We start from the raw sequence: 25,952 nt of genomic DNA, 5'->3' as shown, positions 1-25,952 counted from the left end.
GTATGATGCACAAGCGGCCGCGGAATCACAATCCGGATAACCGTTTCAGTGTCACGGCGGATGACGACTGGACGGTCGCGTTCCGGCTCCTGATGCCCAAAAATCGCCCCTGCCGGTTAACTTTAGCCTTTTCCTCCCTTCGCCTCTTCAAGCTTTTCGAATGAGTGACAACCCGAAATCTTCACGTGGATCTTCCGAACATCGAGGTGGCGGCAACATTTGGTTCGTCTTGATCGTGATCACCGTCGCCGTGCTGGTGAGCGCGTTCCTCGTTTCTGATAACCGCAAACGACTCGCCTACCCGCAACTCAAGGAGTTGCTTACCCAGGCCGCCAATCTGCGTGAGTCCGCTGAAAACGCATCGTCAGTAGACGCATCGCAATCGCCGGCGGAGTCCCCGTCGTCCTCCGATTCATCGACCGAGTCTGTTGCCCAAGTGTCCTCGGCCGATTCAGCGGACGAAGGCGACGCGTCCGAGTCCGAGACGGCACCGATTCAAACGGTTACCCGGCGGACCACCGCCGCGGTGCCCAAAATCGTGGTCGCCGGTGTCGACGGGAAAGTCGCCTACGAATACAGCAGTCCGTCCGAGATTCGAGTCGCGGACGATCGGATCACCGGTAAGGTCAAATACCGCGTGCTCACCGGTCGTGCCAGCGATGCCAAGGTCGAGCCCACGACGGTGGAGTTCATCACGATTCGTGGTTACCCCAACGACGCTATTGCCGCGGACTTCATCAGTCTGCTCGAAAAGTCTGGTGTTTCCTGGGACAACGATCGGCCGAGCCGTTTCCTTGAAAATCACTGGCCCGAGCTGTTGATGATCGGGGTGCTGATCGCGCTTGGGATCGTGATGCTGCGGCGGATGGGCGGTGTCGGGTCGCCGATGTCGTTCTCACGCAGCCGTGGGAAACTGTACAGCGAAGATGATTTGCCGACCACGTTTGAGGACGTCGCGGGCATCGAGGAGGCTGTCGATGAAGTTCGCGAAGTCGTCGATTTCCTCCGCAATAGTGAGAAATATCAATCACTCGGTGGACGCATTCCCAAAGGTGTTCTGTTGGTTGGCCCTCCAGGAACCGGGAAAACGTTGCTCGCCCGAGCGATCGCCGGCGAAGCGGGAGTGCCGTTCTTCAGCCTCTCGGGGAGTGACTTTGTTGAGATGTTTGTCGGTGTCGGCGCGGCGCGAGTGCGTGACATGTTCACCCAAGCGACCAATCGTGCGCCATGCATCATTTTCATCGACGAGCTCGACGCACTCGGCAAGAGCCGTAGCGGCAGTACCGTGGGTGGACACGATGAACGCGAGCAAACGCTTAACGCATTGCTCGTCGAGATGGACGGATTCGGATCCAACTCGGGAGTGATCGTGGTCGCCGCGACCAACCGCCCCGAAACACTCGACCCGGCGTTGTTGCGACCTGGTCGCTTCGATCGCCACGTGCTTGTCGATCGTCCCGACGTTGCCGGGCGTGAGCAGATCCTGTCGGTGCACGTCAAGAACGTCAAGCTCGACGAATCGGTCGAGCTCCGCAGTATCGCGTCGATCACCAGCGGATTTGTTGGTGCCGACCTGGCAAACCTCGTCAATGAAGCCGCCTTGTTGGCGGCTCGCAACGAGCGTCCTGCAGTCGGCATGGAGGAGTTCAACGACGCCGTTGAACGGGTTACCGCGGGACTCGAAAAGAAGAACCGCGTGATGAACGAAGACGAGAAAATTCGCGTCGCGTATCACGAATCGGGGCACGCGATCGTTGCCGCGGCGTTGCCGAACACCGATCCGGTGCACAAGGTCAGCATCATCCCTCGCGGGCTCGCCGCGCTCGGCTACATGATGCAGCGTCCTGAGTCGGAGCGATTCTTGATGACCAAGAGCGAGCTGGAAAGTCAGATGAAAGTCATGTTGGCGGGAACGCTCGCTGAGGAAATGATCTTCCAAGATATCAGCACAGGTGCCCAAAACGACCTCGAGCGGTGCACCGAAACGGCACGCGGCATGGTGATGGATTACGGGATGAGTCGGCTCGGTCGAATCAATCTCCGGCGCAGCACGCGGTCACCGTTTTTGAATAGCGGTGGCATGGGTGATTACCAGATCATGCACAGCGAAGAGATGGCCAAGATGATCGACAAGGAAGTGTCGCGAATCGTTGAAGACATGCTCGTTCAAACGCGGGAGATTTTGCAGCAACGGCGCGAGGTCCTCGAGGCTGTCACGCAGAGGCTGCTCGAAGTCGAAGCGATCGACAGCGAGGAACTGATGCGGTTGATCCGCGAACACAGCGCAGGCCCGTGGCTGGTTCCCGGTACGGTTAACGAAAAACCCAAAGCCAAAATCGTGCATCGAAAGACCGACGACACCGTGCAGTCGAGCTGACGGACGGCGGTTCGAACGCCGCACGGTTTGCCTGACTGTCGGTAACCGCCAAATTGAATTCGATGAAGTCAGTTTGCACACGGGACGCTTGGGTTACCCATCTGAGAACCGGTTGACTAACGTGCCAATCATTGGTGATGCCGGCTGATCCTTTGGACGCGCGACTGAACCGGACATTGCCGTCTAATTTTGAAAAGACTGCTTTTAGGCAGGTACATAGAAGTGATTCGGTGTAACGACAATTCCGCTGATCGTGANNTCGCAAAGCCTCGGTCCGGCCTACTGTTCGCGGCAGTTTCGCCAGATGATTCCTGCATAACTGCTTAGGACGGGATCAATCGACCGGTGGGAGACGCATCAGGCTGATGCCTTGATCGGTGGACAGCACAACGGTGTCAGGATGGCCTGGAAGCATGGCCACTCCCGCGCAGCGATTCCCTCCGATTTGAAATATTCGCGTCGGCATGTTTGGATCAGCAAACATTTGGAATAAGCGGCCATCGTGAATGCCTGCGAGTAAGTAATCATCGGTGCCCGTCGAGTGCGTTTCATACTGCATCTTGATCTCGTGCTTAGCGATGAATTTACCGGTTTCCCCATCCATGAGGGCAATGAGTTTGGTAGGCACGACGAATCCAAAGAATCGACCTCCGTTGAGAGGGTGAACGTATTCGACATTTCCCTTATGGGGATCTTTCATGGTTCGCAAGACTTGCCCGCTAGACATATCCACTAATTTAATTGGATGCCACAAGTTATTGGAACAGACGACGAGGTTCGTCTCCGGAATCGGACTGATCGCACTTCGGTTGACCATCGCATCCACGGTTGTTACTTCGCCCGAATCGAGGTCAACACGCACGCCTTTCGTGCCTATTCCGGTTGCTATGAGAGAGCCTTTGTCTTGAGCGAGTGCCAAAAAGAGGATCTTTCCCTCGTCAAATTGATAGAGCGTCTCACGCTCCCAAGTCGCGGTGTCGAACCGGAGCAATTGAACGGGATAGTTGGAAACGACACTTTTCGTCTCTGCTGTCCAGGTACCTCCCGTCCCGACATACACGCATCCGCGTTCTAAGTCACTTACCGCACACCAGACATAATCCGGAACCGTCGCAACAAGACTTCGCTCACCCGTAAGCAGATCCAAACGAAAAATTGCGTTGCGATCGAATGCCAATAGCGTTCGATCGTCGATCCAGGCGATTCGGTGATAGCGAAGATTGGATAGCGGTTGCCTCGTACCGGGTTCGATTTGCTCAACGAACTCATCGAATATCTCTCGGCGACGCCCCCGCGCGTACTGCTCCTTCTGGAGTTCGTCTACGTGTAATCGTTGCCCTAGCCACAGCGATTCTATCGAACCATCGGGTATCTTCGATTGCATTTCGGCAATCCCTTTTTGAACGACATCTTTCGCGGCAGTTTGATGCTGGCTCAATGAGGCTGGATCGGGCGTGCGGACAGTCCATGTAACCTCCGATGAGGCGTCCAGTTGACGCTGAGAATTGACGTTACGGGATCTTTGCTTCGCCAATCGAAGGCCCGCGTTGACGTCGACGTCATCCAGTCCTATCCAACGGAGTTGACGTTCAAGACCGTTTAGCACGATATCGTTCGCGTTCTCGGTTTCCGCCATCGCTAAGAGATCATCGAGAACGGCTTGTTCCGTGGGAGATTGAAAGATCCGTGTGCGAGAAGTGTGGACCATGAGCCACTTTCCATCCCAATCCACCTCGAAACCCTGGTTTCTATCAGCAGTGGCAAATTTCGCGATGCGGTGCCGGGTGTTGACATCCCACGCGTCAATTGATCGTTGATTGTCACGGAGTAGAAGTCGCGTGCCCTGATCAGTGAATCCGATGTGGGTTGCACTTTTGAGCAGGTTCGCCCAGTCCATGACGCCATCACGCTCGACGACCTGTAGTTTTTGTTGATCCGTCGAGATCATGACGGAATCCTTGTCGATTGCCGCCATCGCGAGTAGCGTGCCCGCCTTCACCGAATGTCGCCAACGTTCTTGCAACTTCGAATCCAACGCGACCACCGTCTCGGTGTTTGCGATGAAGGTCTGTCCTCCCATGCGGTCGATCGCCATGACGTTGGGCAGACTATCAAACTCGGCCGTTTTCAACTGCTCACGCTCCGCCTCCGAACTGGGCACAAACCGCGTCACGCTATTGTCGTTGACGATCCACAGTGCATCGGGGTGAGTGTGATCGCGGTAAAGAATTCGCGCATCCGCTGGAGTTTCGACCATATGAATCGCCAGCGTTTCCCAGTCGACGTATCCGACCGTGCCGTCGGCAAAGAGGACCCCTGTAAAACGTCCTCCGAAGAAATCCTGAACCGCGATCGCCTCATTCTCTAATGAGATCGTCTTCGAACGGGAGCCTCCTGCGTCGTCGCATGTGATTTGTTCGATTTGTTTGTTCCCATTTTCCAACTGAGAGAGATGAGTCAGGACGCTCGCCGGCGAAGAATCGATCCGGTCTCCGCCGGTGTTGGAAAGCCCGATATGGCGTCCCCAATCATGCCACTTAAATCCGGATTCAAAATCTCGATCGAGATGAAACAGACGCAGCCCGGTCCCACCATCACTCGAACCTTCAGAGCGATTTCGCTTCCCTGTCACTCCCCCCAGGATCAATGTGTGGCCATCTTCGGAAATGTCGCCCCACCATACGGTGAGGTCCGCATCGTGTTGGCTGACGAGTGTCCAGTTCTCCGTTTCATACTGCCAAATCCGCCCGTCGAAACCAGCCATGATGAGATAACGATCGTCTGGCGTGAATTTCGCCATTCTCCAAGCCTTGTCGTTGCCTCCAAGGCTTGCGATCTCAGTCCAGTTTTTGGTTTCCCAAATTTGCGCACGATATCCAAGCGGACAAGCGACGAAGAAGTGACCGTCGGATGAGTAGTCGACGCCAATTGGTTTGAATTGCGTTTTGATCGTTGTGATGGATCCGTCAGTCAGATCTGTAATTCGAAACGTGTAATCGTCGTGCGCGACGGCCAATTCGTCGCCGTCTGGAGAAAAGCATGCTTTGCGAATGACCGCTTCTTGTCGAGCGGTTGTAAAGAGTTTCTCAAACGTCGAGGTTTCGTACACGTTGATGTAGTTGCCGTCCCCGTCACGAATCACCACGCCAAACTTCTTGCCGTCGGGCGATGAGAAAGCGTCGCGCATTTCGCCATCGATCGGTTGGGTCATTCGCGGTTTGAAACTCGATGCGTCACAGATCGCCAACTCGTCATTAACAAGACAGACGACGGATCGGTTATCTAAGAGGTGCCGTGGAATCTGAATCTCAGGATAGTGGGCAAGCAATTTGCCTTCGGCGTAATTCCAAACGAAGGTTCCTCCCAAGATGGCGGTGTAGGCCAGTGATTCGTTGTCCGGACTGATCGAAAAGTGCTTTTGGTTGTGGCCAAAATAAGACCCCGGCGAATGCAGCATTCGATAGGGACCAACTAAGCGATGCCACAACAGTCGCCATTCGATGCCACGAAAGTCTTCTTCCCCCGGCTCCGGGATCAGCTTACACGCGAGGTGGAATGCCCCCGCAAAATCATCGTCGGTGAGTCGCTGAAAAGCGTCTCGAATGTCTGCTCCGTATACCTGTCGCCTCATCACCGCATTGGTTTGTGCGAGTGAATGAGCCTTGTTGGAAATTTCAGTTTTCTGCTCGTCGAGTTGTTTGGCCCGCTGTGAGGCGATTGCAGCATGTTCACCCGCTCGATACCAGAAATAGCCAGCGAGAAGTAGCAGCGTCGACAGCATCCCAACCACACCGACTGCGATCGGGTTTCGTTTGGCCCAGCGGATTGACCGACCGATCGGCCCAATCGATCTCGCGGTCACCGGACGCCCATCGGCGTAACGCTGCAAGTCTGCGATTAAGGCATCGGCGCTGGCATACCGTCGACCGGGTTCCCGTTGCAGGCATTTCAAGCAGATCGCGGCGAGGTCTTTGTCAACGTCCGCCCGTCGCCGACATGGTGAGAGGACGTCCTGATTTAGCACCGCTTGGAATTGTTCATACTGATTCGACTTTCCGTGCGGCGGTTGACCCGTCAGCAGGAAATACAATAACCCACCGAGGGCATACAGGTCCGTCACTGCACCGATCTCGCCGACCGATGAATCAATCTGCTCCGGGGCCATGTACTGTGGCGTGCCGAGAACGTGACCGTCGATGGTTTGCGACAAGTCCGATTGAACGTTTTTGGCGAGTCCAAAATCGACCACTCTCGCTTGACCATTTTGATCGATCAGCACGTTGGCCGGCTTGATATCGCGGTGGAAAATCTTGGCTTGGTGTGCAGTCGCAAGTGCCTGTGCGACTTGGCCGATAATTCTCGCAGCTTCGTCGCAGTCCATGCCGCGTTCGGGGACCAATTCACTCAGCGGTTTTCCATCAACCAACTCCATTGAAAACCACAGCGTATTGTTGGCCGTTTGCCCCTCACGCAAAACTCCAACGATGTGCGGGTGCCGCAACTTGGCAACGTTGCGGGCCTCTTGCAGAAAACGGGTTCGTGCCCGCTCGGACTGCATCTTCGCGGGCTGCATCAATTTGATCGCCACATCGATTTCGAGCCCTTCGTCGAACGCCTTGACCACCACGCCCATCCCACCACTTCCCAAAATAGCATCCAATCGATGCCCTTTGATTTTGGGGAGTGTTGTTGCGTCCTTCGTCAATGTCAACGGCGAAAACTTCGAACCGGTTGAGAACTCGGTTGTGTCATCGTTCGCTGCGGGTGTGTTGAAATCCTGAGTGGGCTGATCGTCGGCACGGCACGTTGGTTTCTGTTCGAGGAAACGCCAAACAGATGCAAACGGATCATCGCCGTTCGTGTTGGCAAGCATTTCCCGCACGAGCGATTGAGCGTCGGGATCACCGTCGAGCTGCGAATGCAAAAACTCATCTCGCTGCTCAACCGGTAGCTTCTTCGCTTGTTCGGTTAGCTCGATGATTCGCGATTCATTGAGGCTTGGTTGGTCCGCGTTCGGTTTATCAGCCATGTGTGATTGCCCGCCGAATTTTTGCTTTAGCGAGCCGGATCAGCGAGTCGACTTGGTTCACCGTGATTCCCATGTGCTCCGCGATCTCGGCGTAGGTCATGCCAGCGAAGCGAGAGTAGTCCAACGCCTCCATCGCCTTGGGGTATTTGGTTGATAACGACTGCATCAGGTCGCTTAGCTCCACAATTTGCTCGGGCAGTCCCGCCCGTAAGTCGACCAGGAAATCTCCTGACAGCGGGATGGCCTCGTGGTCGACTCGCCGCTTCTCCGCGGCGACCGCCCGGAAGTGATCCACCACGAGACCTCGCATCGTGATCGCCGCCGAACGCAAGAAATGCCTTCGATCGGAGTACCGAAAATCAGCCCTGTCGAGCAGTTTTAGAAAGGCGTCGTCGGTGATCTGGGTGACCGGCGGCGATTGATGTGCGGGGTAACTGCCGAGCAAGCGTGTTGCGACCGTGCGGAAGTGGGTTTGAATACGATCATAGAGCTGTTGTTTCAGAATTTCGTCATCGTCTTGGCTCGTTTCCAATTCCTGGAGTAACAGCGTGATCGTTCCCGGTTCGGGACGTTTTACGGACATGGTGTTGTGTTTGGAGACGGGGACTCGGCAGCCATACAACGGCGGAAGGCACATCGCACGACAACCTGAGCCCATTAAGTAGAGGGGTGTGCAAATGTACCTGATTCTGTCGTCAGCGGGGGGGGCGCATGCCAGGAATTTGGCAGCGAGGTCTGAGTGGCCTGAACACAATCCGTCAAAACAGACGCCTACTAAAAGTCGCTGTGATCGAGTCGACGGAGTGTTGTTGTTTGCCCGGATTTGCGAACGCAATTTAAAACGAAAAACCGTCGGCCCGTCCGGAAAATTTTTTGTGAGTTTTGAAATGTTTCGAGATGGAATGCTGCGGTATCCATCAATTGCGAGACGCCATCCGGATAAACAGGTTCTGTGTACCTTGTGGCCAGCGGCACCGGTTGGCATGTCCTCAGTCTCGTCGCAGAAGAAGGTTTGGTGTCGTTGGACGTGACAACTTGATGGGGAACGTGTGCTTGCGGGCACATTGACCGGGCTAACGTTCAGGCGTTCCTGAGTTGCGTTGCGGAGGAGCGTCGGGAGATTCCGAACACTGGCACCGAGAAACCTGACCTTCCATTTAGATCGCGAGCAACGGCGCGAGGGATCTTGCAAAACCGGAGTGTTTTAAGCGGCGAACGCTTTCGCAGAAGAATCGGGGCGAGTCGCAATGAATGCCGAGCCCGACTCGATGAAAAGGAGTGTGGCGGGCTCATTCGCGCGGTGACGATCGTGAGAATGGCTCCCAGCCGAAACGGCCCAGACCGGCTCAAACGCCGAGCGGATTGCCGGCGAGGTAATGCCCGGTCAGCGCGATCGCCATCGCATCAGCGACGTCGTTGGGTTCGGGGACGTTTTCGAGTCCGAGTTGCAGCTTCACGGCGAGCTGCATTTGGGTTTTCGACGCGCGGCCGTTGCCCGTGAGGACTTTTTTGACCCGCGTCGGCTCGTAGTTCGAGACCGGCAAGCCGGCTTCGCCAGCGGCGAGGCAGATCACACCACGGGCGTGGCCCATCAGGATGGCTGTCCGCGGTCGCTCGTAGTGTGAAAACAACTGTTCCAGGGCCATCGCGTCGATCGGATGTGACGCGATGACTTCACGAATACCGTCGCTGAGTTCTTTCAAACGGGTCGCCAACGGATCTCGCGCTCGGCTGCGGACGATGCCCGCCTCGATCAGACGCAGGCTTCCGCCATCGCGGCGGATGACTGCGTAACCGGTCGTGTTGAGTCCCGGGTCGATCCCCAAAATGCATTGGGCGACGTCGGGACGGTCGACTACGAGCTGCGTTCCCAAGACGTTCCTTCTTTTTTGTCGAGTAGGGCGACGCCGAGGGCGGACAGGCGGTCACGGATCGCATCGCCGGTCGCGTAATCTTTTCGTTCGCGTGCTTCTTTGCGAAGGTCGATTAGCAAACGAATGACACCGTCGAGCAACTCGGCCGCTGAATCGTCGCCACCGGCGGCGACGGGTGGGCGGACAAACAGGCCCAGCACGCGAGACAGTTCAGCGATCACGGTCGTGGCGGTGACCAGTTTCTCGACCGCGGGCGATTGTGGGTCGCTGCCGGGGGCAAGTTTTTCGGAATCGATGTAACGGTTGAGCGTCCGCAAGGAATCGAACAGCACGCTGATCGCGAGCCCGGTGTTGAAGTCGTCGTCCATGGCGGCGAGGAACTTCGTGCGAATCGATTTGATCTCGTTGAGCAACGGATCTTTGCCAGCGTCAAGGTCACCTTCGCTGCGGAGGCGAGGCGTTTCGAGCGCGTAGAACGATTTGCCGCTGATTTCGGAGAACCGTTCGAAGAAGCGATAGAACGCTTCGAGTGACGTGCCGGCTTCGGCGAGCGTCTCGTCGTTGAACACGATCGTGCTGCGGTAGTGGGTTCGCAGCAGGAAGAATCGGATGCGTTCGCCGGTTTGGGTGCGGATCAGCTCGGCCAATCCGCCTGCACCCTTGCTGCGGCTGATTTTGCCTGAGGCGGCTTCTTCGACCGATTCAGCGGATTCGGCGGCGGAGTTTTCACGATCGCTCTTGCCCCCGATTTTGCCTTTTTCACCCGCCCGCATTAGGCCGTTGTGCATCCAGTACTTCACCATCGGGGAGTCGTGCCGGCACGTGCTTTGGGCCCGCTCGTTTTCGTGGTGGGGGAACATCAGGTCCAGGCCCCCGCCATGGATATCGAACGTTTCGCCGAGGATTTCGTGGCTCATCGCCGAGCATTCGATGTGCCAGCCGGGGCGTCCGTCGCCCCATGGGCTCTCCCAACTCGGTTCGCCCGGGCGGGCCGATTTCCAGAGTGCGAAATCGCCAGGGTTGCGTTTTTTAGCTGCCGCACCACCGCCTTCGCCCTGTTGAGACTCGACGCTGCGGTTGGACAATTGTCCGTAATTCGGGTCCTTCGTGACGTCAAAAAACACATCGCCGTCGATCGCGTAAGCGAACCCTTTTTCCTCAAGCGAGCCGATGAACGCAATGATTTGGTTCATGTGGTCGGTGGCGCGAGGCAGGTGATTGATCTGGTTGACGCCGAGTTCTTTGAGGTTTGCGAGGTAATCCGCGGTCATTTCCGATGCGATCTGACTCATCGGGATGCCGCGTTCCTTGCTCTTGGCGATCAATTTGTCGTCCACGTCGGTGATATTGACCACAAACGTCACGTCGTACCCACAGTACGTGAGGAAACGCTTTATCGTGTCAAAAATCACGGGCCCGACCATGTGCCCGATGTGCGATTCGGCGTAAACGGTGGGGCCGCACAGATACATTCCCACGCGGGGCGGACGCAGTGGAGAGAATGGTTCCTTCGTCTTGCTGAGCGTGTTGTAAACCCGGATGGAGGGCCGAGATTCAACGTTTTTGTCAGCGAGAGCGGGGGAGGTGGCGATCGAACTCATCGTTTCACATGAGAAATTGGAGGGAAAATCGGAGGCAAGCTACTCCGGGAGTATAGGAAACATCGGCACCTCAGGGCGAGTCCACCTTTTTTGACGCTCAGGAAGGCTGGCGGGCAGTCCGGGCCGATCAGCATTGAATTTTCCTTACCGGCTTCGAATCGGTGGGCTTTGCCGCCCTTGGCAGCTAACCGTGACAAAATTATCATGCCGCTCCAATTCGTCGCGACCCGCACCCTCTTTGACAGCTCAGAAGCTGTGTATTTGCGTCATGTCCAACTCGAACTACCGCCACCTCCTCTCGGCACTCGTCCAAAACGTGCCCGGGGTGTTGGCTCACATTTCCGGAATGCTCGCATCGCGTGGATTCAACATTGACTCGCTCGCCGTCGGCGAAACCGAGGACCCGACGCTTTCCCGGATGACGTTCGTTGTCGTGGGCGATGAGCGAGTACTCGAGCAGGTACGCAAACAACTCGAAAAAATTGTCACGGTCGTCCGTGTTCTCGATATCAGCTCGAACGATTTCGTCGAGCGAGATCTGTTGTTGGTCAAGATTAGCGCGCCGGCAGGCAGCGTTCGTTCGGAAGTCCGTGAACTGGTTGATATTTTCCGCGGCCAGATCGTGGATGTCGGCCCCGATGAGGTCATGATCGAAATCAGCGGTCGCGAAAGCAAGGTGCAAGCCTTCATCGAACGCGTTCGTCCGTACGGTATCCGTGAGCTAGTCCGCACCGGCCGGATCGCCATGGTTCGCAGCGACGGTGTATCGGATTCGCCAGCAACGACCGGTGCGGAAGCGTTGCGAGCCTAGTTTCAACGTCCGCAAACGACGAATGCGGTGATCTCGCGTGATCGGGATGCTGCTCGCCAATGAGAACGCCCTCCGCGGCGTTTGAATATCTCACACAGTTATATACGTCACCCTATATCCTCCCCCGTACCCTTCGAAGGTTTCGACTCTGATGGCTGCAACGATTTACTACGACAACGACGCTGACCTTTCCCATCTGAAGGGAAAGAAAGTCGCGATTTTGGGCTACGGTTCCCAAGGTCACGCGCAGGCACAGAACCTTCGCGACAGTGGTGTCGATGTTGTCATCGGCCAACGTCCGGGATCGGCAAACTACGATCTCGCCGTGTCGCACAAGTTCAAACCCATGTCGATCGCCGAAGCCACCAAGGCTGCCGACGTGGTCAACGTCCTGCTTCCCGATGAAGTTCAGGGCGACATCTATCGCAATGAAATTCGTGACAACATGTCGCCGGGCAACGTGTTGATGTGCTCGCACGGTTTTAACATCCACTTCGGCCAAATCGAGCCATCCAAGGGCATCGATACACTGCTCGTCGCTCCCAAGGGCCCCGGCCACTTGGTCCGCAGCGAGTATGAAAAGGGCGGCGGCGTGCCTGCCTTGATCGCTCTCGGTGAAGGCGCTTCGGAAACAACGAAGCAAATCGGATTGGCCTACGCCAAGGGCATCGGCGGAACCCGTGGTGGTGTTATCGAAACCACCTTCGCCGAAGAAACCGAAACGGACCTGTTCGGCGAACAAGTTGTGTTGTGCGGTGGCGTCAGCGAATTGGTGAAGGCCGGTTTTGAAACTCTCGTCGAAGCCGGTTACCAACCCGAAATGGCTTACTTCGAGTGCATGCACGAACTCAAGCTGATCGTCGACTTGTTGTACCAAGGCGGTCTGAGCTACATGCGTTACAGCATCAGCAACACCGCCGAGTACGGCGATTACGTTTCGGGCCCGCGGATCATCACGCCTGAAACCAAGGCGGAAATGAAGAAAATCCTCGAAGAGATTCAGTGCGGCGAGTTTGCCCGGAAATGGATCAGCGAAAACCGTGCGGGAGCACCATTCTTCAAGGCGACCCGTCGTCGTGAGCGATTGCACGAAGTCGAGCAGGTCGGCATGGGCCTTCGCCGCATGATGAGCTGGATCGACGAGAAAGAGGTTTGATTCAGTGACAACCTTACCTCCGGTATCTCAACTGACGCAGTTGCAAATTGACTGCGTCGAGAAATGGCACAACGAACCGATTTCAAACCCGTATTCCGGATTTGAGGAATTGGTTTGTCGCCAACACGAATTCAATTATCGGCTTTGGCACGAGGAAGACATCGCCCGTAGTCCCGAGGCCACCGATGAGCGAATCGCCGGAGTCAAAAGGTCGATCGACAAGCTGAACCAGGCTCGCAACGATATGATCGAAAAGATTGACGATGCGATCACTGAACTTTTGGCGGCGGCCGGAGTTGGAGATACATCGGCGTTGCCGATCAATACCGAAACCTCCGGCAGCGCCATTGATCGTTTGTCCATCATGTCGCTGCGGTTGTACCATTATGCGGAGCAACGCGATCGTGAAGATGCGACCGACGAGCATCGCGAGAAAGTCAGCCAGCGGATCGAGTTATGCCGAGTGCAGCATGCCGATTTGTCACATAGCCTGCAAACGCTGGTGGATGATTTGTTCGCCGGTCGCAAGCAGCACAAGACGTATCGCCAGATGAAGATGTACAATGATCCGTCGTTGAACCCCGAAATTTATCGGGCGAAAGGCTAAACGCCGAACGCTACGTACGTCGCGGCGGGATTGGTTTTTCTGCTAACTCTCGAAATCGGACCTGCAGTTGTCATGGCATACGTAACGTCCACCATCAACGGCACGCCATCGGACCAATTCGAGCTCGATCGCGACGAAATGAAAATCGGTCGGCACCCGGAGTGCGACATCGTTGTCGATGCCGGGGCAGTGAGTCGGTACCATGCCAAGGTCCGGCGCGTCGGTGAGGCCTGGGTGGTCGAGGACCTGGGCAGCCGAAACGGAACCTTCGTCAACGGCCAATTGCTCACTCGGCCTCATTCCCTCGCGCAAGGCGACCGGATTCGGATCAGCGAAGTGGAGTTGTTGTTCCACGGCGACGAGGTTCCCGAATTTGCCCGCGGCGGCACCAGCGAAATGACCTTTGACGGTACCAATTTCGGTATCCAGATGGTCGACGAAACCGACACCAAGGTCGTCGCGAGTTCGAAGATCGAATTTCGCAGCAGCGATCAAGGTCTCAAAATGACCGCGACGCCTGAGGCGAAACTCGCGGCGCTGATTGCAATCAATCGTAATTTGACCGGTGCGATTTCGCTCGACGAGGTGTTGCCCAAGGTGCTCGGAAGTCTCTTCGAAGTCTTTCCATCGGCGGACCGTGGGTTCGTCGTGATGGAGTCGCCTGATGGAGCATTGGTGCCACGCTGGGTCAAAACACGGACGAAGGTGGACGAAACCGAGACGGTGCGGATCAGTCGCACGATCATCCGCAAAACGATGGAGAGCGGTGAGACGATCCTCTCGCTCGATGCGATGGACGACAGCCGGTTCGACAGTAGTGAGTCGATCGCGGACTTTTCCATCCGTTCCATGATGTGTGCCCCGCTGCACAACGCGGACGGCGAAGCGATTGGCGCACTGCAAATCGACTCGACCCAGGGCCGTGGGCAGTTTCGTGACGAAGACATCGACTTGCTCACCGGGGTTGCCGCGCAGGCCAGCGTCGTGATTAACAATGCTCGGCTGCACGAGCAATCGTTGCGACAGAAAGAAGTCGAGACCGATCTCAAGCTCGCTACCGAGGTGCAGCGTGCGTTCTTGCCATCGCACCCGCCTGAGGTCCCGACGTATCGGCTAGAAAGCTATTACCAGGCGGCCAACCATATCGGCGGCGACTACTTTGATTACGTCGAATTGTCTGATGGTCGGGTCGCGGTCGTTGTCGCGGACGTGGTCGGCCATGGCGTTGCGGCGGCGATGTATATGGCGAAGCTGGCCGCGGAGACTCGTTTTTGCCTCGCCAGTGAGCCGGATCACGCCCGCGCGATCGAGCGGCTCAACGATTTAATGAGTGGCCTTCACGTCGAGCGATTTGTGACTTACCTGCTCGTCGTGATTGATCCCAACAGCGATTCGATTTCGATCGTCAACGCCGGTCACATGCCTCCGATCATTCGCGTGGCCGCCACCGGAGAAATCGTCGAGCCGGGGGATGAAGATTCCGGATTGCCGATCGCGATCGATGAAGGCATGGAGTACGCCGTCACTAAATTCCCGTTCCGAGAAGGCGATCTCGCGGTGATGTATACCGATGGGATCAACGAGGCGATGGACATCGATGACGAAGAATGGGGGACCGATCCCCTTCGGAAAATCGTCCGCGAAACGCTCGTGATGCCCGGCGGTGAGGAAGTCGCCGCAGTTGTTGTGAAGCAACGTATCATCGACGCTGTCTTCGACCACATGGGCGATGCTAGTCAATTCGATGATATGTGCATGGTGATTATCGAACGGACGGAAAACCCACCGAAAAACAACAGCGCCAACGAGACCGTTGAAAACCAATTCGATCAAACTGAAAGAGACCTTTCAGGGCTCTCGGACACTCCCACTACGGTTGATGAAAGCAAACTGAATGACACAGTCGACACCTGACTCGAAAGTTGTCCGATGGGGGTTCATCGGCGCCGCCCAAATCGCTCGCAAAAATTGGAAGGCCGTGCGGATGAGTGGCAACGGCGTCGTCGCCGCGGTCGCGAGTCGGGATGCCGCACGAGCGGAAGCGTTCATTCATGATTGTTCGATGGAAGTTCCTCCCGTCGTCATTGGGAAGGATGGCGAGGCGACGTTGGCTAGGCCGGTCGCGTTTGGCGACTACCAGGCGTTGCTCGATCGCGATGATGTCGATGCCGTCTATGTCGCCCTTCCGACTGCGGTGCGAAAGCAATGGGTGATCGCGGCTGCGAAAGCGGGCAAGCACGTGCTGTGCGAAAAACCGATGGCCGTTCATGCCGATGACGCCGAGGAAATGATTGCGGCCTGTCGTGACAACGGTGTCGAGTTCATGGACGGCGTGATGTTCGATCACTCCGCACGCTTGCCGTCCGTCAAAGAGGTGTTCGCCGATGCTCAGCGGTTCGGGAAGATGCGGCGGATCCAAACGCATTTTTCGTTCTGTGCCGATGATTCGTTTGAATCGGGAAATATCCGGGCGAGTGCGGAGCTCGAACCGCACGGTTGTCTTGGCGATCTGGGGTGGTACTGCATCCGGTTTAGTCTTGGGGCGGCCAACGATGAGCTACCGATTGCCGTTTCAGGTCGCGCGGTATCGGTGTACGACGACGGCAGTGTTCCGTCGGAATTTCAAGGCGAACTCAAATTCAAAAACGATCTGACGGCCGGTTTCTTTTGTTCGTTCCGCTGCGTCAATCAACAAACCGCAACGGTGACGGGCGATCGCGGGTATCTTACCATCGACGATTTTGTTCTGCCCTTCGTGGATGCGGAATCGAAATGGCAGTTGCATTCGCACGAACTGCAGGTCGATAATTGCCGTTGGAATTTTGGGCGGCACACCACCTATGGTGCCGTTGCCGAGCATGCCTCCGGTGAAGCGGACTCACAGGAAGTTCGCATGATCCGTAGTTTTGGCGATGCGATTTTGAATGGAAAGTCAAACGACCGTGCGCGCGATATCGCGATCAAAACGCAACGCGTCCTAGACGGTTTGCGGCGGAGTGATGCCGAGAACGGTAAGTGGATTACGCTGTAACGTTCAGTTTCCTGTCGCCATCACTGCTATCGCGGAGTGTTGGGATTCGTTGTGTTGAATATCTTCTTTACTGGTGAAAAAATATCATGCCTGCTCGAAAATCCGGTGCGAAGAATGTTCTCGGAACGGAGCTAGAGGTTTGCAGTACGGATCCGATGACCGGATTCTATCGCGATGGATGTTGCAACACGGGGGGACAGGACGTGGGGCTACACGTGGTGTGCTGCGAGATGACGGCTGAGTTTCTTGAGTTCAGCCGCGATCGTGGCAACGACCTGTCCACTCCGATGCCGATGTATGAATTTCCTGGGTTGAAACCGGGCGACCGCTGGTGTCTTTGCGCGGCACGTTGGAAAGAGGCCTACGACGCGGGGGCGGCACCTCGCGTGCATTTGGAGGCGACGCATATCTCGGCGCTGGAGTTTGCCAGCCTGGAAGAATTGAAGCAGTATCAATTGTAGGCTGGGGTGTAGGGATCAGTATCCCGCGCGTCGCCACCAAAAACGCACCAACTCGGCGACTCGTTCGCCGTCGATCTCATCGCCGATAGCCAGTTCGTCGGCCAACGCCGCCACCGCCGGCCACACCGGCGGATTGCCAATCAATTGTTTGAGACGCGAGACGGCGTCGCGCAGGATACGGTTTTGCATTTCACGCTGGGCATGCATCTGCCGCACACATTGCTGAGCTTGCTGCCAATCCAATTCCCAAGCCGCCAAATCGATTTGGTCTGCATCTTCGGCGCGATAGATCAGCTCAGCGATCGGCCCGGCTAGGATCGTGAGCAGTTCTCGCTGTTGTTGCCAGGCTTGGTTCGGATCGACTCGCCCCCAGTTCACTAAGCAATCGCCAAATCGAGACGGTAGTCCGTCATCGAGATCATCGTACGCGGATGCCTGAGAGAGGGAGACGCGATCGATTTGGGCGCCCAGTGCGCAGCCGACGATCGCGTGTCCGGCTTCGTGATAGGCAGTATGGGTTTCATCTTCATCGGGTTCCCAGTCCCAATCCATTGCCGGTTCCATTGGAAGGTGATCGTCATCAATAAACGTGTGTGGCCCGTTTCTGCCTGCCGAAGTTGCGATTCGGCAGGCAGCGTTTCAGAATCGGGGCCGTGAGGCGATTGCTCGGTTGCCTTAGGGTTGCGGAAGTTCCGGTTCGGCTTGTGCAGGGTTTCCGGCTGCGATCCGATCGATCGCGTTGAGGATGGCGAGGATCGTGCTTTCGACGCTATCGGTGCTCACGCCGACGCCGCGGTAGCTGCGGCCTTTGTGTTCGACCTCCAAGTTGACTTCGCCAATTGCATCACGGCCGAGAGTCGCGCTCCGGACAGTGAAGTCTTTGCAGACCAGTTCGATGCCGGTGATCTTTTCGACCGCCCAAAACGCGGCATCAATCGGACCGTCTCCCTGTTCGACTTGTTCGGTGAACTCTTTGTCGCCATGTTGGAGAGTCAAGCGTACTCGCGGAGCCTGGTTCCGCCCGCTGCTGACTTCGTAATCGAGCAAGGTCCATTCTGACGTTGCCGTGCCGCTGATTTGTTGTTGGACGAGGGCGACGATGTCTCCGTCGTAGATCTCTTTTTTCTTGTCGGCGAGCACTTTGAATCGGTCAAAGACGGACTGCAATTGTTCGCCGTTGAGTGTGAAGCCGAGTTGTCTGGCGCGATCGGCCAATGCGGCGCGGCCGCTGTGTTTGCCCAACACGAGATCGGTTTTTGAGAATCCGACTTCTTCGGGGGACATGATTTCGTACGTGCTGCGTTCCTTCAGCATGCCGTCTTGGTGAATGCCGGATTCGTGCGCGAATGCGTTGCGGCCAACAATGGCTTTGTTGCGTTGGACGTTGATGCCGGTCGTCTTGCTCACCAATCGGCTGACAGGAACAAGTCGTTTCGAATCGATTCCGGTGGTCAGGTGGAAGTAGTCTTGGCGGGTCTTGATCGCCATCACGATTTCCTCCAAAGCCGCGTTGCCCGCGCGTTCCCCAATGCCGTTGATAGTGCATTCGATCTGTCCGGCACCGGCCGCCACGGCGGCCATCGAGTTGGCGACGGCCATGCCCAAGTCGTCGTGACAGTGCGTGCTGAGAATGGCTTTGTCGATGTTCGGTACGCGGTTTCGCAGCATATCGAATCGGTCATAGACTTCGCCCGGCGTCGCATAGCCCACCGTGTCGGGAACGTTGATCGTGGTGGCACCCGCATCAATCGCCGCTTCGACGACGCGGCACAGGAAGTCGTGCTCGGTGCGGCAGGCGTCTTCGGGGGAAAACTCGACGTCGTCGCAGTAGGACGCCGCCCGTTTCACACCGGCGATCGCACGTTCGACGATTTCGTCTGTCGTCATTCTCAATTTAAATTGACGATGGATGGCGCTAGTGGCCAAGAACACGTGGATGCGGCTGCTCGAAGCAACCTTGAGTGCCTCCCAAGCTCGATCGATGTCTTTTTCATTGCAACGGGCCAATCCGCAAATTGTCGACCCGCGGACCGTCATCGCGATTTGACGCACGGCTTCGAAGTCACCGGGAGAGGCGATCGGGAACCCGGCTTCGATCACATCGACGCCCATGTCCGAAAGAGCCGTAGCGACTTCGAGCTTTTCCGACAGATTCATACTCGCACCGGGCGATTGTTCGCCGTCGCGAAGGGTGGTGTCGAAAATTCGAATGTGACGCATCGGTGCGTCGGGCGTCGGTTCGGAGGCTGCTTGGTCCGTGACGGTCGTGGTTTCAGACATGAGAATCTAGGTGACTGAAGGTGCTGGGATAGGAAGTGTGAGACAGACGAGTAATGAGCAAAAAAAAAGCCCGAGACGCACAATCAAGGCGGCTCGGGCTAATTCGTTTTTCGGTGGTGTTCGGAAAAGCTTGGCTCTACGTACCCACGACGAATCGGCTCGAGCTGCCGGAAAGCAGGCCGAGGTCGAGAATAAGTCGTAGAGCTAGTTGATTTCGCATGGCATCAAAATAAACAGAGAGTCCGGCTGTGGTCAAGCCTTGCAATGGGGTTTTCGGCAGGCGGGCGTTCAAAATGAAGGATTCTTAACCGCAGAAGTTCGGGAAATACCGATAGCGTAGAAAAACAAGCCGAATTGACCCGAGAACGGAGGAACCTTAGACTTTTCCCCTTTTCTTTCTCGGCAATTCGAAATGAATCAAGCGATCGCAAAAGCGGATACACTGATCGAGGCAATGGGGTGGATCCGCCGATTTCGGGGGAAGACCACGGTGATCAAACTCGGTGGTAGTCTGCTCGAAGATCAGACGGCGCTGCATCACCTATTGCTCGACGTGATCTTCATGGAAACCGTCGGACTGCGCCCGGTGGTGGTGCACGGTGGCGGCAAGGCGATCACGCAAGCGATGGCGGATGCCGGGATCGTTGCCCAGTTCATTCGAGGCCGTCGGGTGACCGATGAGTCGTCGCTGAAAGTGGTTGAGCAGGTCCTCGCCGGGGAACTCAACATCGAACTGACCGAGATGATGGAACGCTTGGGCGGGCGTGCGATCAACCTGTCGCCGCGGACGACTTGTGTGCTGCATGGACAAAAGTTGCTTGACCCCGAATACGGGGATTTAGGTTTCGTTGGTGAAGTCACGTCGGTCGATCGCGATGTGATCGAGGGGCTCGCATACACCGATCAGGTCGCTGTGATCCCGTCACTGTGCTATGACGACGGAGGGCAGCTCTACAATGTGAACGCCGACACCGCAGCGATGGCGGTCGCGCAATCACTTGGCGCTGATAAGTTGGTTTTCCTTTCTGATGTCAACGGCGTCCGGAGTGACGAGAACGACCCCAAGTCGATTATCCCGGCAATGTCCGCAGAGGAGGCCAGAGAACTGATCTCCAGCGGCGTGATTCGTGGTGGGATGATTCCGAAAGTCGAAGCCTGTTTGGAGACGCTCGATCGCGGCGTCCAAAAAGTCCACATCATCGACGGCCGATTGCGACACTCCTTGCTGCTCGAAATTTTCACCACCGATGGAGTCGGTACTGAGATTCACGCATGAACCAATCTCAAAACGGTGATCGTGAGCTCGACGCCCTCGCGGGTTTGATCTCACCGACGGGACGGATGGGAGACTATCTCGCCGAGGCGATGTCGCAGTGGGCACTCACGCATTGGTCGGCGGAGTCCGACAACGGTCGGGCATCAGCGGTGCGACTTTGCGAGCGGATGCGTCAGGTCACTGGGAATGATGACGCGGCGATCGCGGGGTGTCTGGCTGCTGGATCACAAGAAGATCTGTTGCAATGGGCGATCGTGCTCTGCCGTCGACATCATCAGCTCACCGCGACTGACGCGTCCGATTCCGATTCGGCGGGCGATGATGGTGGACAAATCTTATGTGCCGTGGGCAGCGATCACGGCCGCGGAATGGTCGGACGAATGGCGAGCGGGCGGGCCGATCTTAGAGAAGCCGGTTGGCCGTTGGTGCCCGGTTTCGTCCACGCGCCGTTCGATTCCTTGCCATCCCGGATCGATGATCGCGTCGCCATGGTGCTGATTTCGCCGCTGGATCTGCATGATCGAATGCAGCCGGTCACTGGCGAGCAGCTGACCGCAATCCGCCAAGCGTGTGATCAACATCATGCGTGCCTCGTGATCGATCATCGTTGTCTGCCACCGATGGGTGGCGGTCATTTTTGGGTCCACGATTCCATTGCGGAAATCGCCGCGGACGCCGTGTTGATGTCCGCCGGTTTGACCGGCGGCGGCGAGGGTGGCGTCCTGGTGCTGAATTCGACCCTGTGGCCGCACCTTGCAGGCGGCGAGCGATCGGGCTCCGGCTCGAACATCGGTGAACGAGAAATGCCGGTGAGTGCCTATGTTGCCGAGACGGTGAACGCAACGCTCGATCAATGGCTCACTCAGTCGTGGCAGTCGGTAGAGGTGGACTCATTCGCAACGTCTTTGGCGGAACGACTAGCGGCGCGAGAAAGTGTCCGCGATTTACACGTCGTGGGACGTACGATCGGCATCGAGCTTGATCTGCCCTCGCTACAATGGGTACAGGTGGCAGCAGGTCTGGGACTGGTTGTCGCGACCGCGGGCGATTTTGCCGTTCGTTTGCAGCCGCCATTGATCTTGGATGCAGACGCGCAAGCCGATTTGCTCGATCGAATCGACATGGTTTTTAAAGCCATCGAAGCCGAAGAGCAAAGATCCGACGAGCCCGCCGCGGTAGACGCATCGGATGAGATTTCGGAGCCGGATGTGGAATCGGAAACTGCCCTGGTGATCGATGAAAGTGCCAGCGAAGAGTCGGGCGCGGATGACGATCTCGAGAGCGACGATTTCGAAGCTGAAGAGTCCGAGGCTGACGAAGTCGAGGACGGGAGTGAAGAGGGCGACGAAGACTTCGAAGAAGAGGGTGAATACGACGAAGCGGACGAGTTTGTTGACGAAGACGACAGTGAAGACGAAGACGAAGACGATGAATATGAGGAAGAAGTCGCAGTAGACGCAGAGTACACTGACGACGCTGATGAGGAAGTCGATGACGATGACGATGACTTCGACGAAGATGATGACGTCAATGACGAAGACGAGGCGGATCTGGATGAAGACGAATACGTCGAGTCCGAAGAAGATGAATCCGAAGAAGGCGAATCGGAAGAAGACGATGACGAATTAGAAGAAGATGACGCGAAACGATCCCAAATCGACGGCGAGCCTTCGGGCGATGACGCTGACGACTCGGATTCGAAAACCGATCCGGAGACCCAATTATGAGACATCTGTTAACGCTGTTCGATCTGACAACGGACGAACTCAATACCATTCTGACGACGGCATGCTATCTCAAGCGAGATTTGCGTCAGGGTCTGCGGCCGCCGATCTTGGCTCGCTATACGTTGGCTCTGTTGTTTGAGAAACCGAGCCTGCGGACGCGGGTGAGTTTCGAAACCGGGATGACCCAGCTCGGTGGCAACAGCCTCTTTTTGGGCGAGGATGTCGGCTGGGGCAAACGCGAGTCACCTTCGGATTTCACCAAAGTCCTTGGCCAATTTGTTGATGTGGTGGCGTGTCGTGCCAAGAGTCATGATTGCGTCGAGCAACTGGCCAGCTTCGATGCCGTTCCCGTCATCAACAGTTTGACGGATCTCTCACATCCCTGCCAAGCGATCGCCGACGTGATGACGATTCAGGAGGCGTTTGGTAGCCTCGACGGGAAGCATTTGGTTTTCGTCGGTGACGGCAACAACGTTTCTCGGTCGCTCGCTCTCGCATGTGCAATGCTCGGACTGCGGTTCACGCTCGCTTGCCCTGAAGGGTACGAACTGGACGACGAATGGCTCACACGCATTGCGAAACGTTACCCGAAATCTCAGATTCGACAGGTGACGGATCCTAAATTGGCGGTCAAAGATGCCGATGCGATCTATACCGATGTGTGGACCAGCATGGGGCAGGAAGCCGAGTCGAAAGTGCGCCGCAAGGCGTTTGCGGATTACCAGCTCAACGATGAATTGATGGCGGCGGCGCCGCCCACGGCACGCGTGCTGCACTGCCTCCCGGCGGTTCGCGGTGAAGAGATTACCGATAGCGTGATCGACGGACCGCAGAGTGACGTGATCAACCAGGCCGGCAATCGCATGCACGCGCAGAAGGCGCTCTTGGTCTTCTTACTTCGCCCGGAATGGATCGTAGAGAACGTCACGCTCGAGTAGCGAATTCCCGATGGCAGTGATTCGGTCGGGGGCGGCATCACCGGCCGGGCTGAATGTCGACGGAAGGCGTCGTGTTGAGATTTGCGATCGATGATCGCGGTAAATCACGATTCGACGGTATCGTTGAATACGAGGCCGGTTGAGGTGTCAAACGGTTCCGATTCGGGGCGACTGATCCATTTGATAGGTTCTGCGAGCACCTCGTCGATGCCGGCAACCTCGGTCTCCGTGGCCACGCTGGCGTCACTCACCCTCGTCGATTGAACCTGCTGAGGCATCAAAGCCGCGGCTTGATGACTAACAATCGAAGTGTCACGGGACGCTGTCGCCGGTTCGCTGTTGGCCGATAAGTTGCTTCGTTCGTTGAGATGATTGATCACTCGGAGAGCATCGAGTGCCGTGATCACACCGTCATTGGTCACATCGATCTTGTTACCCGTCGCCTCATTCCAAGTCAGCGTTCGGGAGCCGTTGAGGTTGAGGTCGTTGATGATCTGCAACGCGTCGACGGCCGTGACGGTTCCGTCCTCACTCACGTCGAACGGGTCCAACGTGTTATAGCGAGGGCTGTTGACGACGGTGGCCGCCAAAAGAACCGGTCCGGTGGCAGCCGGATTGATTTCGATCGGATCGAAACCGTACGTCACGTTGTCCGCCATCGCTGTGATGCGATACGCGCCCGCGGGAAGATCGTCGATCGAGAAGCCGCCATACGCATCGGTTGTCAAAACATCTGGAATGCCCGTGCGGATCGCCGTCATTGCGACGGACGTGTCAGCGTGGCCGGCGATGCGAACCGACGCGATCAAATTGTTCGGGTCGCTTAACCGTAGCGTTTGTGTCTCTGCGAATCCGAGTTTGCCATCGGTGTCGTTACTGAGATCGGTGGTCGCTCGGTCAATCAGATTGCCCGCAGCGTCGTAGCCTTCGATTCGCGCGTAGGCGAAATCACCACTCTCCATACCGACCACATCGACTTCGACGTAGCTGGTCGGTTCGTCAAGCAAAGCTTGAATGCTGACCCGTTGCCCCAACCGCGACGTCCAAAATTGAAGTTGCGGGTCGAAGACATGAAAGAGGGCTTGGTCGTCCAATGTGGCGACCGTTCGGGCTTCGACATCGGCCGTGGTGGCGATGATGTTGCCCTGTAACGTGATCCCATCGACCTTGCCCAGTTCGGTAGCCAGCGGCGCAGCGGCGGCAGAAAAATCTCCTTGCGGCAAGTCATTGCCGTCTGCGGTTTGCAGGGTGAGTGTCACACCGCTGAGGAGTGCTTCGTTTGCCGACATGACGCTGTTTCGATCGAGATCAAGAAACGCGTAGCCGGACACGCCCGCGGTGCTTGGCAGCAGCGGCGTGGTTGGCGTTGCCGAGAGTATCTCACTCGTGATGCCGGTTTGGGCGTCAACGACTCGCAAGTCGATTCGTGTGAAATTCGAAGGGACACTGATGTCGAGATCGAATGTCGCGGTGTACGAGTTCGGCTCTGCGATGACCTGCCAAGGGCCGTTATCGATTGATGCCTCCAGACGACTGACTCGGTTGAGCGTGATGTCGCTCTGGTGCCCGGATGGATTGAGATTCTCAAGTGTGGCGACAGAGGCTTCGCCGACAAACTCAAACTGGGACGTCGAGGGATTAAATCCTCCGCTGCCTTGCAGATTCAGTGGCACGTCGAGCACGTCGAAAATGCCGTCCCCGTCGCTATCTTGCCATCCGACGAGGGCTAGCGTCGATGCCGCCGAAGTATGCGAGACGTAGGAAGCAACGAGGCGATCGTAACCCGCCATGATGCTGTCCTCTTGCTGGAATCCCTCCGTTGGGTTGTCCCAGGCGTTTTCATTCTGAGTGTTGTAGTAACCACGCGAGCTGGCGTAGTTCCCACCGCCGGAATACTCGTCTAGTGCCCAGAAAATGTGCCCCATCTCGTGAGCGAAGGTGCTCGAGGGGCGCGTCGAAGGGGAGACCATGTACAGCCCGCCGGCGAACGCAAAGGCACCTCGGAAAGAGCCGCCACTTGGGAAAAAGCCGTCGCTATCTTCCGACGAGTCGGCGATGAAAATTGAGAATGCCCAGTCGGTTCCGAATTTCTCCCGTTGAGCGTTGTTGAACGCGAACATGCCGTCATCGAGTTGCAGCGAGGCATCGATTTCAGCGAAGTCTAAAAATTCGTTGACGTATTTGTTGTAGTTGTTGCTGTTTCGGGCGATGGGCTCGTAACCGGTCGCGACGGGGGTTTTGGCGTAAGTGTCGTCGATAATGAATTCGAGGGAATGAACCGTATCGAGTTCATCCAGTGCGTCTTTCCACCAGTTCACGCCTGCTGTGATGTTGGCCAATACGGCGTCGATTTCCCCGGCGGTCCAATTCTGAGTGTTGGTGTCGATCGAGCCATCCGATTCCAAGAAAATCGGTGTCACGGTGACCGTTCCAAGAAGGAATTCGGCCGTATCCTGAGGCGTCGCTCCGAAAGGCAATTCAGCCGCCATCACCCGCCGATTCTCGAGAATTTCGAGTTTCGGGCGACGAGGACGCTTTCGATTGCGATCGGGACGCGGCACGGGCAGATCGGGGGAGTTAGGAGACTAGAAACCAGCGATCTGCGCGTGTTGGAACGCGCAGGCGGTGCCAGTAGGTGGTTAGACGCGAGAAACCCGGCAAGAGTTTCCTCAAATCGGCACGTCCCAGCTCCGAAACGGGAGCAGGGAACCCGGGAACGGGCCTGGACGCATCGATTTGACGACGGTCACGGTTGATACGTCCGGCGACACGACCCCCGTTTCG

The 25,952-nt window shown here is 56.7% G+C and carries 17 protein-coding genes; 10 read left to right on the top strand and 7 right to left on the bottom strand.

Translation table 11 applies throughout. From position 1 onward, the window contains the following. The first annotated feature begins 160 nt into the window (after positions 1-160). Positions 161-2,377, top strand: coding sequence for an ATP-dependent zinc metalloprotease FtsH (ftsH, locus tag NB063_RS25995; protein WP_250931951.1), 2,217 nt, complete (start codon positions 161-163; stop codon positions 2,375-2,377). A 334-nt stretch (positions 2,378-2,711) separates the two neighbouring features. On the opposite strand, the gene NB063_RS25990 is transcribed toward ftsH, so the two are convergent. From NB063_RS25990 to cysS, 4 genes are all read right to left on the bottom strand, one after another. After that, positions 2,712-7,406, bottom strand: a complete 4,695-nt coding sequence (locus tag NB063_RS25990) for a WD40 repeat domain-containing serine/threonine protein kinase (RefSeq protein ID WP_250931950.1) — start codon at positions 7,404-7,406, stop codon at positions 2,712-2,714. After that, positions 7,399-7,989: a sigma-70 family RNA polymerase sigma factor gene (locus NB063_RS25985; protein ID WP_250931949.1), complete on the bottom strand. Its 591-nt coding sequence runs from the start codon at positions 7,987-7,989 to the stop codon at positions 7,399-7,401. The genes NB063_RS25990 and NB063_RS25985 overlap by 8 nt, the downstream gene beginning before the upstream one ends. Positions 7,990-8,752: 763 nt before the next feature. Continuing rightward, the gene (gene ruvC / locus NB063_RS25980) at positions 8,753-9,280 is read right to left on the bottom strand and encodes a crossover junction endodeoxyribonuclease RuvC (protein ID WP_250931948.1); all 528 of its coding nucleotides are present in this window, start codon (positions 9,278-9,280) and stop codon (positions 8,753-8,755) included. Further along, a complete protein-coding gene (cysS, locus tag NB063_RS25975; protein WP_250931947.1) occupies positions 9,262-10,881 on the bottom strand; it encodes a cysteine--tRNA ligase in 1,620 nt (539 codons plus the stop codon). The genes ruvC and cysS overlap by 19 nt, the downstream gene beginning before the upstream one ends. A 268-nt stretch (positions 10,882-11,149) precedes the next feature. Here cysS and ilvN point away from each other — a divergent pair, with 268 nt between their 5' ends. The 6 genes from ilvN to NB063_RS25945 all read left to right on the top strand — a co-directional run bounded on the left by ilvN (position 11,150) and on the right by NB063_RS25945 (position 16,947). Next, the gene (gene ilvN / locus NB063_RS25970; protein ID WP_250931946.1) at positions 11,150-11,692 is read left to right on the top strand and encodes an acetolactate synthase small subunit; all 543 of its coding nucleotides are present in this window, start codon (positions 11,150-11,152) and stop codon (positions 11,690-11,692) included. Between the two features lie 151 nt (positions 11,693-11,843). After that, complete coding sequence (gene ilvC, locus NB063_RS25965; RefSeq protein WP_250931945.1) at positions 11,844-12,848, top strand: ketol-acid reductoisomerase; 1,005 nt, start codon at positions 11,844-11,846, stop codon at positions 12,846-12,848. A gap of 4 nt (positions 12,849-12,852) precedes the next feature. Beyond that, on the top strand, positions 12,853-13,455 hold the full coding sequence (locus NB063_RS25960) for a DUF4254 domain-containing protein (protein WP_250931944.1): 603 nt from the start codon (positions 12,853-12,855) through the stop codon (positions 13,453-13,455). A 72-nt stretch (positions 13,456-13,527) separates the two neighbouring features. Further along, positions 13,528-15,369 (top strand): SpoIIE family protein phosphatase, encoded by a 1,842-nt coding sequence (locus tag NB063_RS25955; protein WP_250931943.1) that lies wholly within the window; start codon positions 13,528-13,530, stop codon positions 15,367-15,369. Next, the gene (locus NB063_RS25950) at positions 15,350-16,486 is read left to right on the top strand and encodes a Gfo/Idh/MocA family protein (RefSeq protein WP_250931942.1); all 1,137 of its coding nucleotides are present in this window, start codon (positions 15,350-15,352) and stop codon (positions 16,484-16,486) included. Before NB063_RS25955 ends, NB063_RS25950 begins: the two co-directional genes overlap by 20 nt. A gap of 86 nt (positions 16,487-16,572) precedes the next feature. After that, positions 16,573-16,947 carry a DUF2237 family protein gene (locus NB063_RS25945; RefSeq protein ID WP_250931941.1) on the top strand — a complete coding sequence of 125 codons (375 nt, stop codon included), beginning with the start codon at positions 16,573-16,575 and terminating at the stop codon, positions 16,945-16,947. 15 nt (positions 16,948-16,962) lie between these two features. On the opposite strand, the gene NB063_RS25940 is transcribed toward NB063_RS25945, so the two are convergent. Both NB063_RS25940 and NB063_RS25935 read right to left on the bottom strand, forming a co-directional pair. Next, positions 16,963-17,499 carry a M41 family metallopeptidase gene (locus NB063_RS25940; RefSeq protein WP_250931940.1) on the bottom strand — a complete coding sequence of 179 codons (537 nt, stop codon included), beginning with the start codon at positions 17,497-17,499 and terminating at the stop codon, positions 16,963-16,965. Between the two features lie 123 nt (positions 17,500-17,622). Further along, a complete protein-coding gene (locus NB063_RS25935) occupies positions 17,623-19,227 on the bottom strand; it encodes a 2-isopropylmalate synthase (protein WP_407652719.1) in 1,605 nt (534 codons plus the stop codon). A 412-nt stretch (positions 19,228-19,639) separates the two neighbouring features. Between NB063_RS25935 and argB the strand changes: the two genes are divergently transcribed. From argB to argF, 3 genes are read left to right on the top strand one after another with little or no spacing between them, the layout of a single operon-like run. Next, on the top strand, positions 19,640-20,503 hold the full coding sequence (gene argB / locus NB063_RS25930) for an acetylglutamate kinase (protein WP_250931939.1): 864 nt from the start codon (positions 19,640-19,642) through the stop codon (positions 20,501-20,503). After that, the gene (locus NB063_RS25925) at positions 20,500-22,230 is read left to right on the top strand and encodes an aminotransferase class III-fold pyridoxal phosphate-dependent enzyme (RefSeq protein WP_250931938.1); all 1,731 of its coding nucleotides are present in this window, start codon (positions 20,500-20,502) and stop codon (positions 22,228-22,230) included. Before argB ends, NB063_RS25925 begins: the two co-directional genes overlap by 4 nt. Further along, complete coding sequence (gene argF, locus NB063_RS25920; protein WP_250931937.1) at positions 22,227-23,168, top strand: ornithine carbamoyltransferase; 942 nt, start codon at positions 22,227-22,229, stop codon at positions 23,166-23,168. Before NB063_RS25925 ends, argF begins: the two co-directional genes overlap by 4 nt. A gap of 104 nt (positions 23,169-23,272) precedes the next feature. On the opposite strand, the gene NB063_RS25915 is transcribed toward argF, so the two are convergent. Continuing rightward, entirely contained in the window at positions 23,273-25,729 is a 2,457-nt protein-coding gene (locus NB063_RS25915) for a dockerin type I domain-containing protein (RefSeq protein ID WP_250931936.1), read from the bottom strand. Positions 25,730-25,952 lie beyond the last annotated feature (223 nt).

This window comes from Aporhodopirellula aestuarii (assembly GCF_023701485.1).
Taxonomy (GTDB): domain Bacteria; phylum Planctomycetota; class Planctomycetia; order Pirellulales; family Pirellulaceae; genus Rhodopirellula; species Rhodopirellula aestuarii.
The sequence above is the reverse complement of the archived record's forward strand: the minus strand, read 5'-3'. Positions and strand labels throughout refer to the sequence as shown.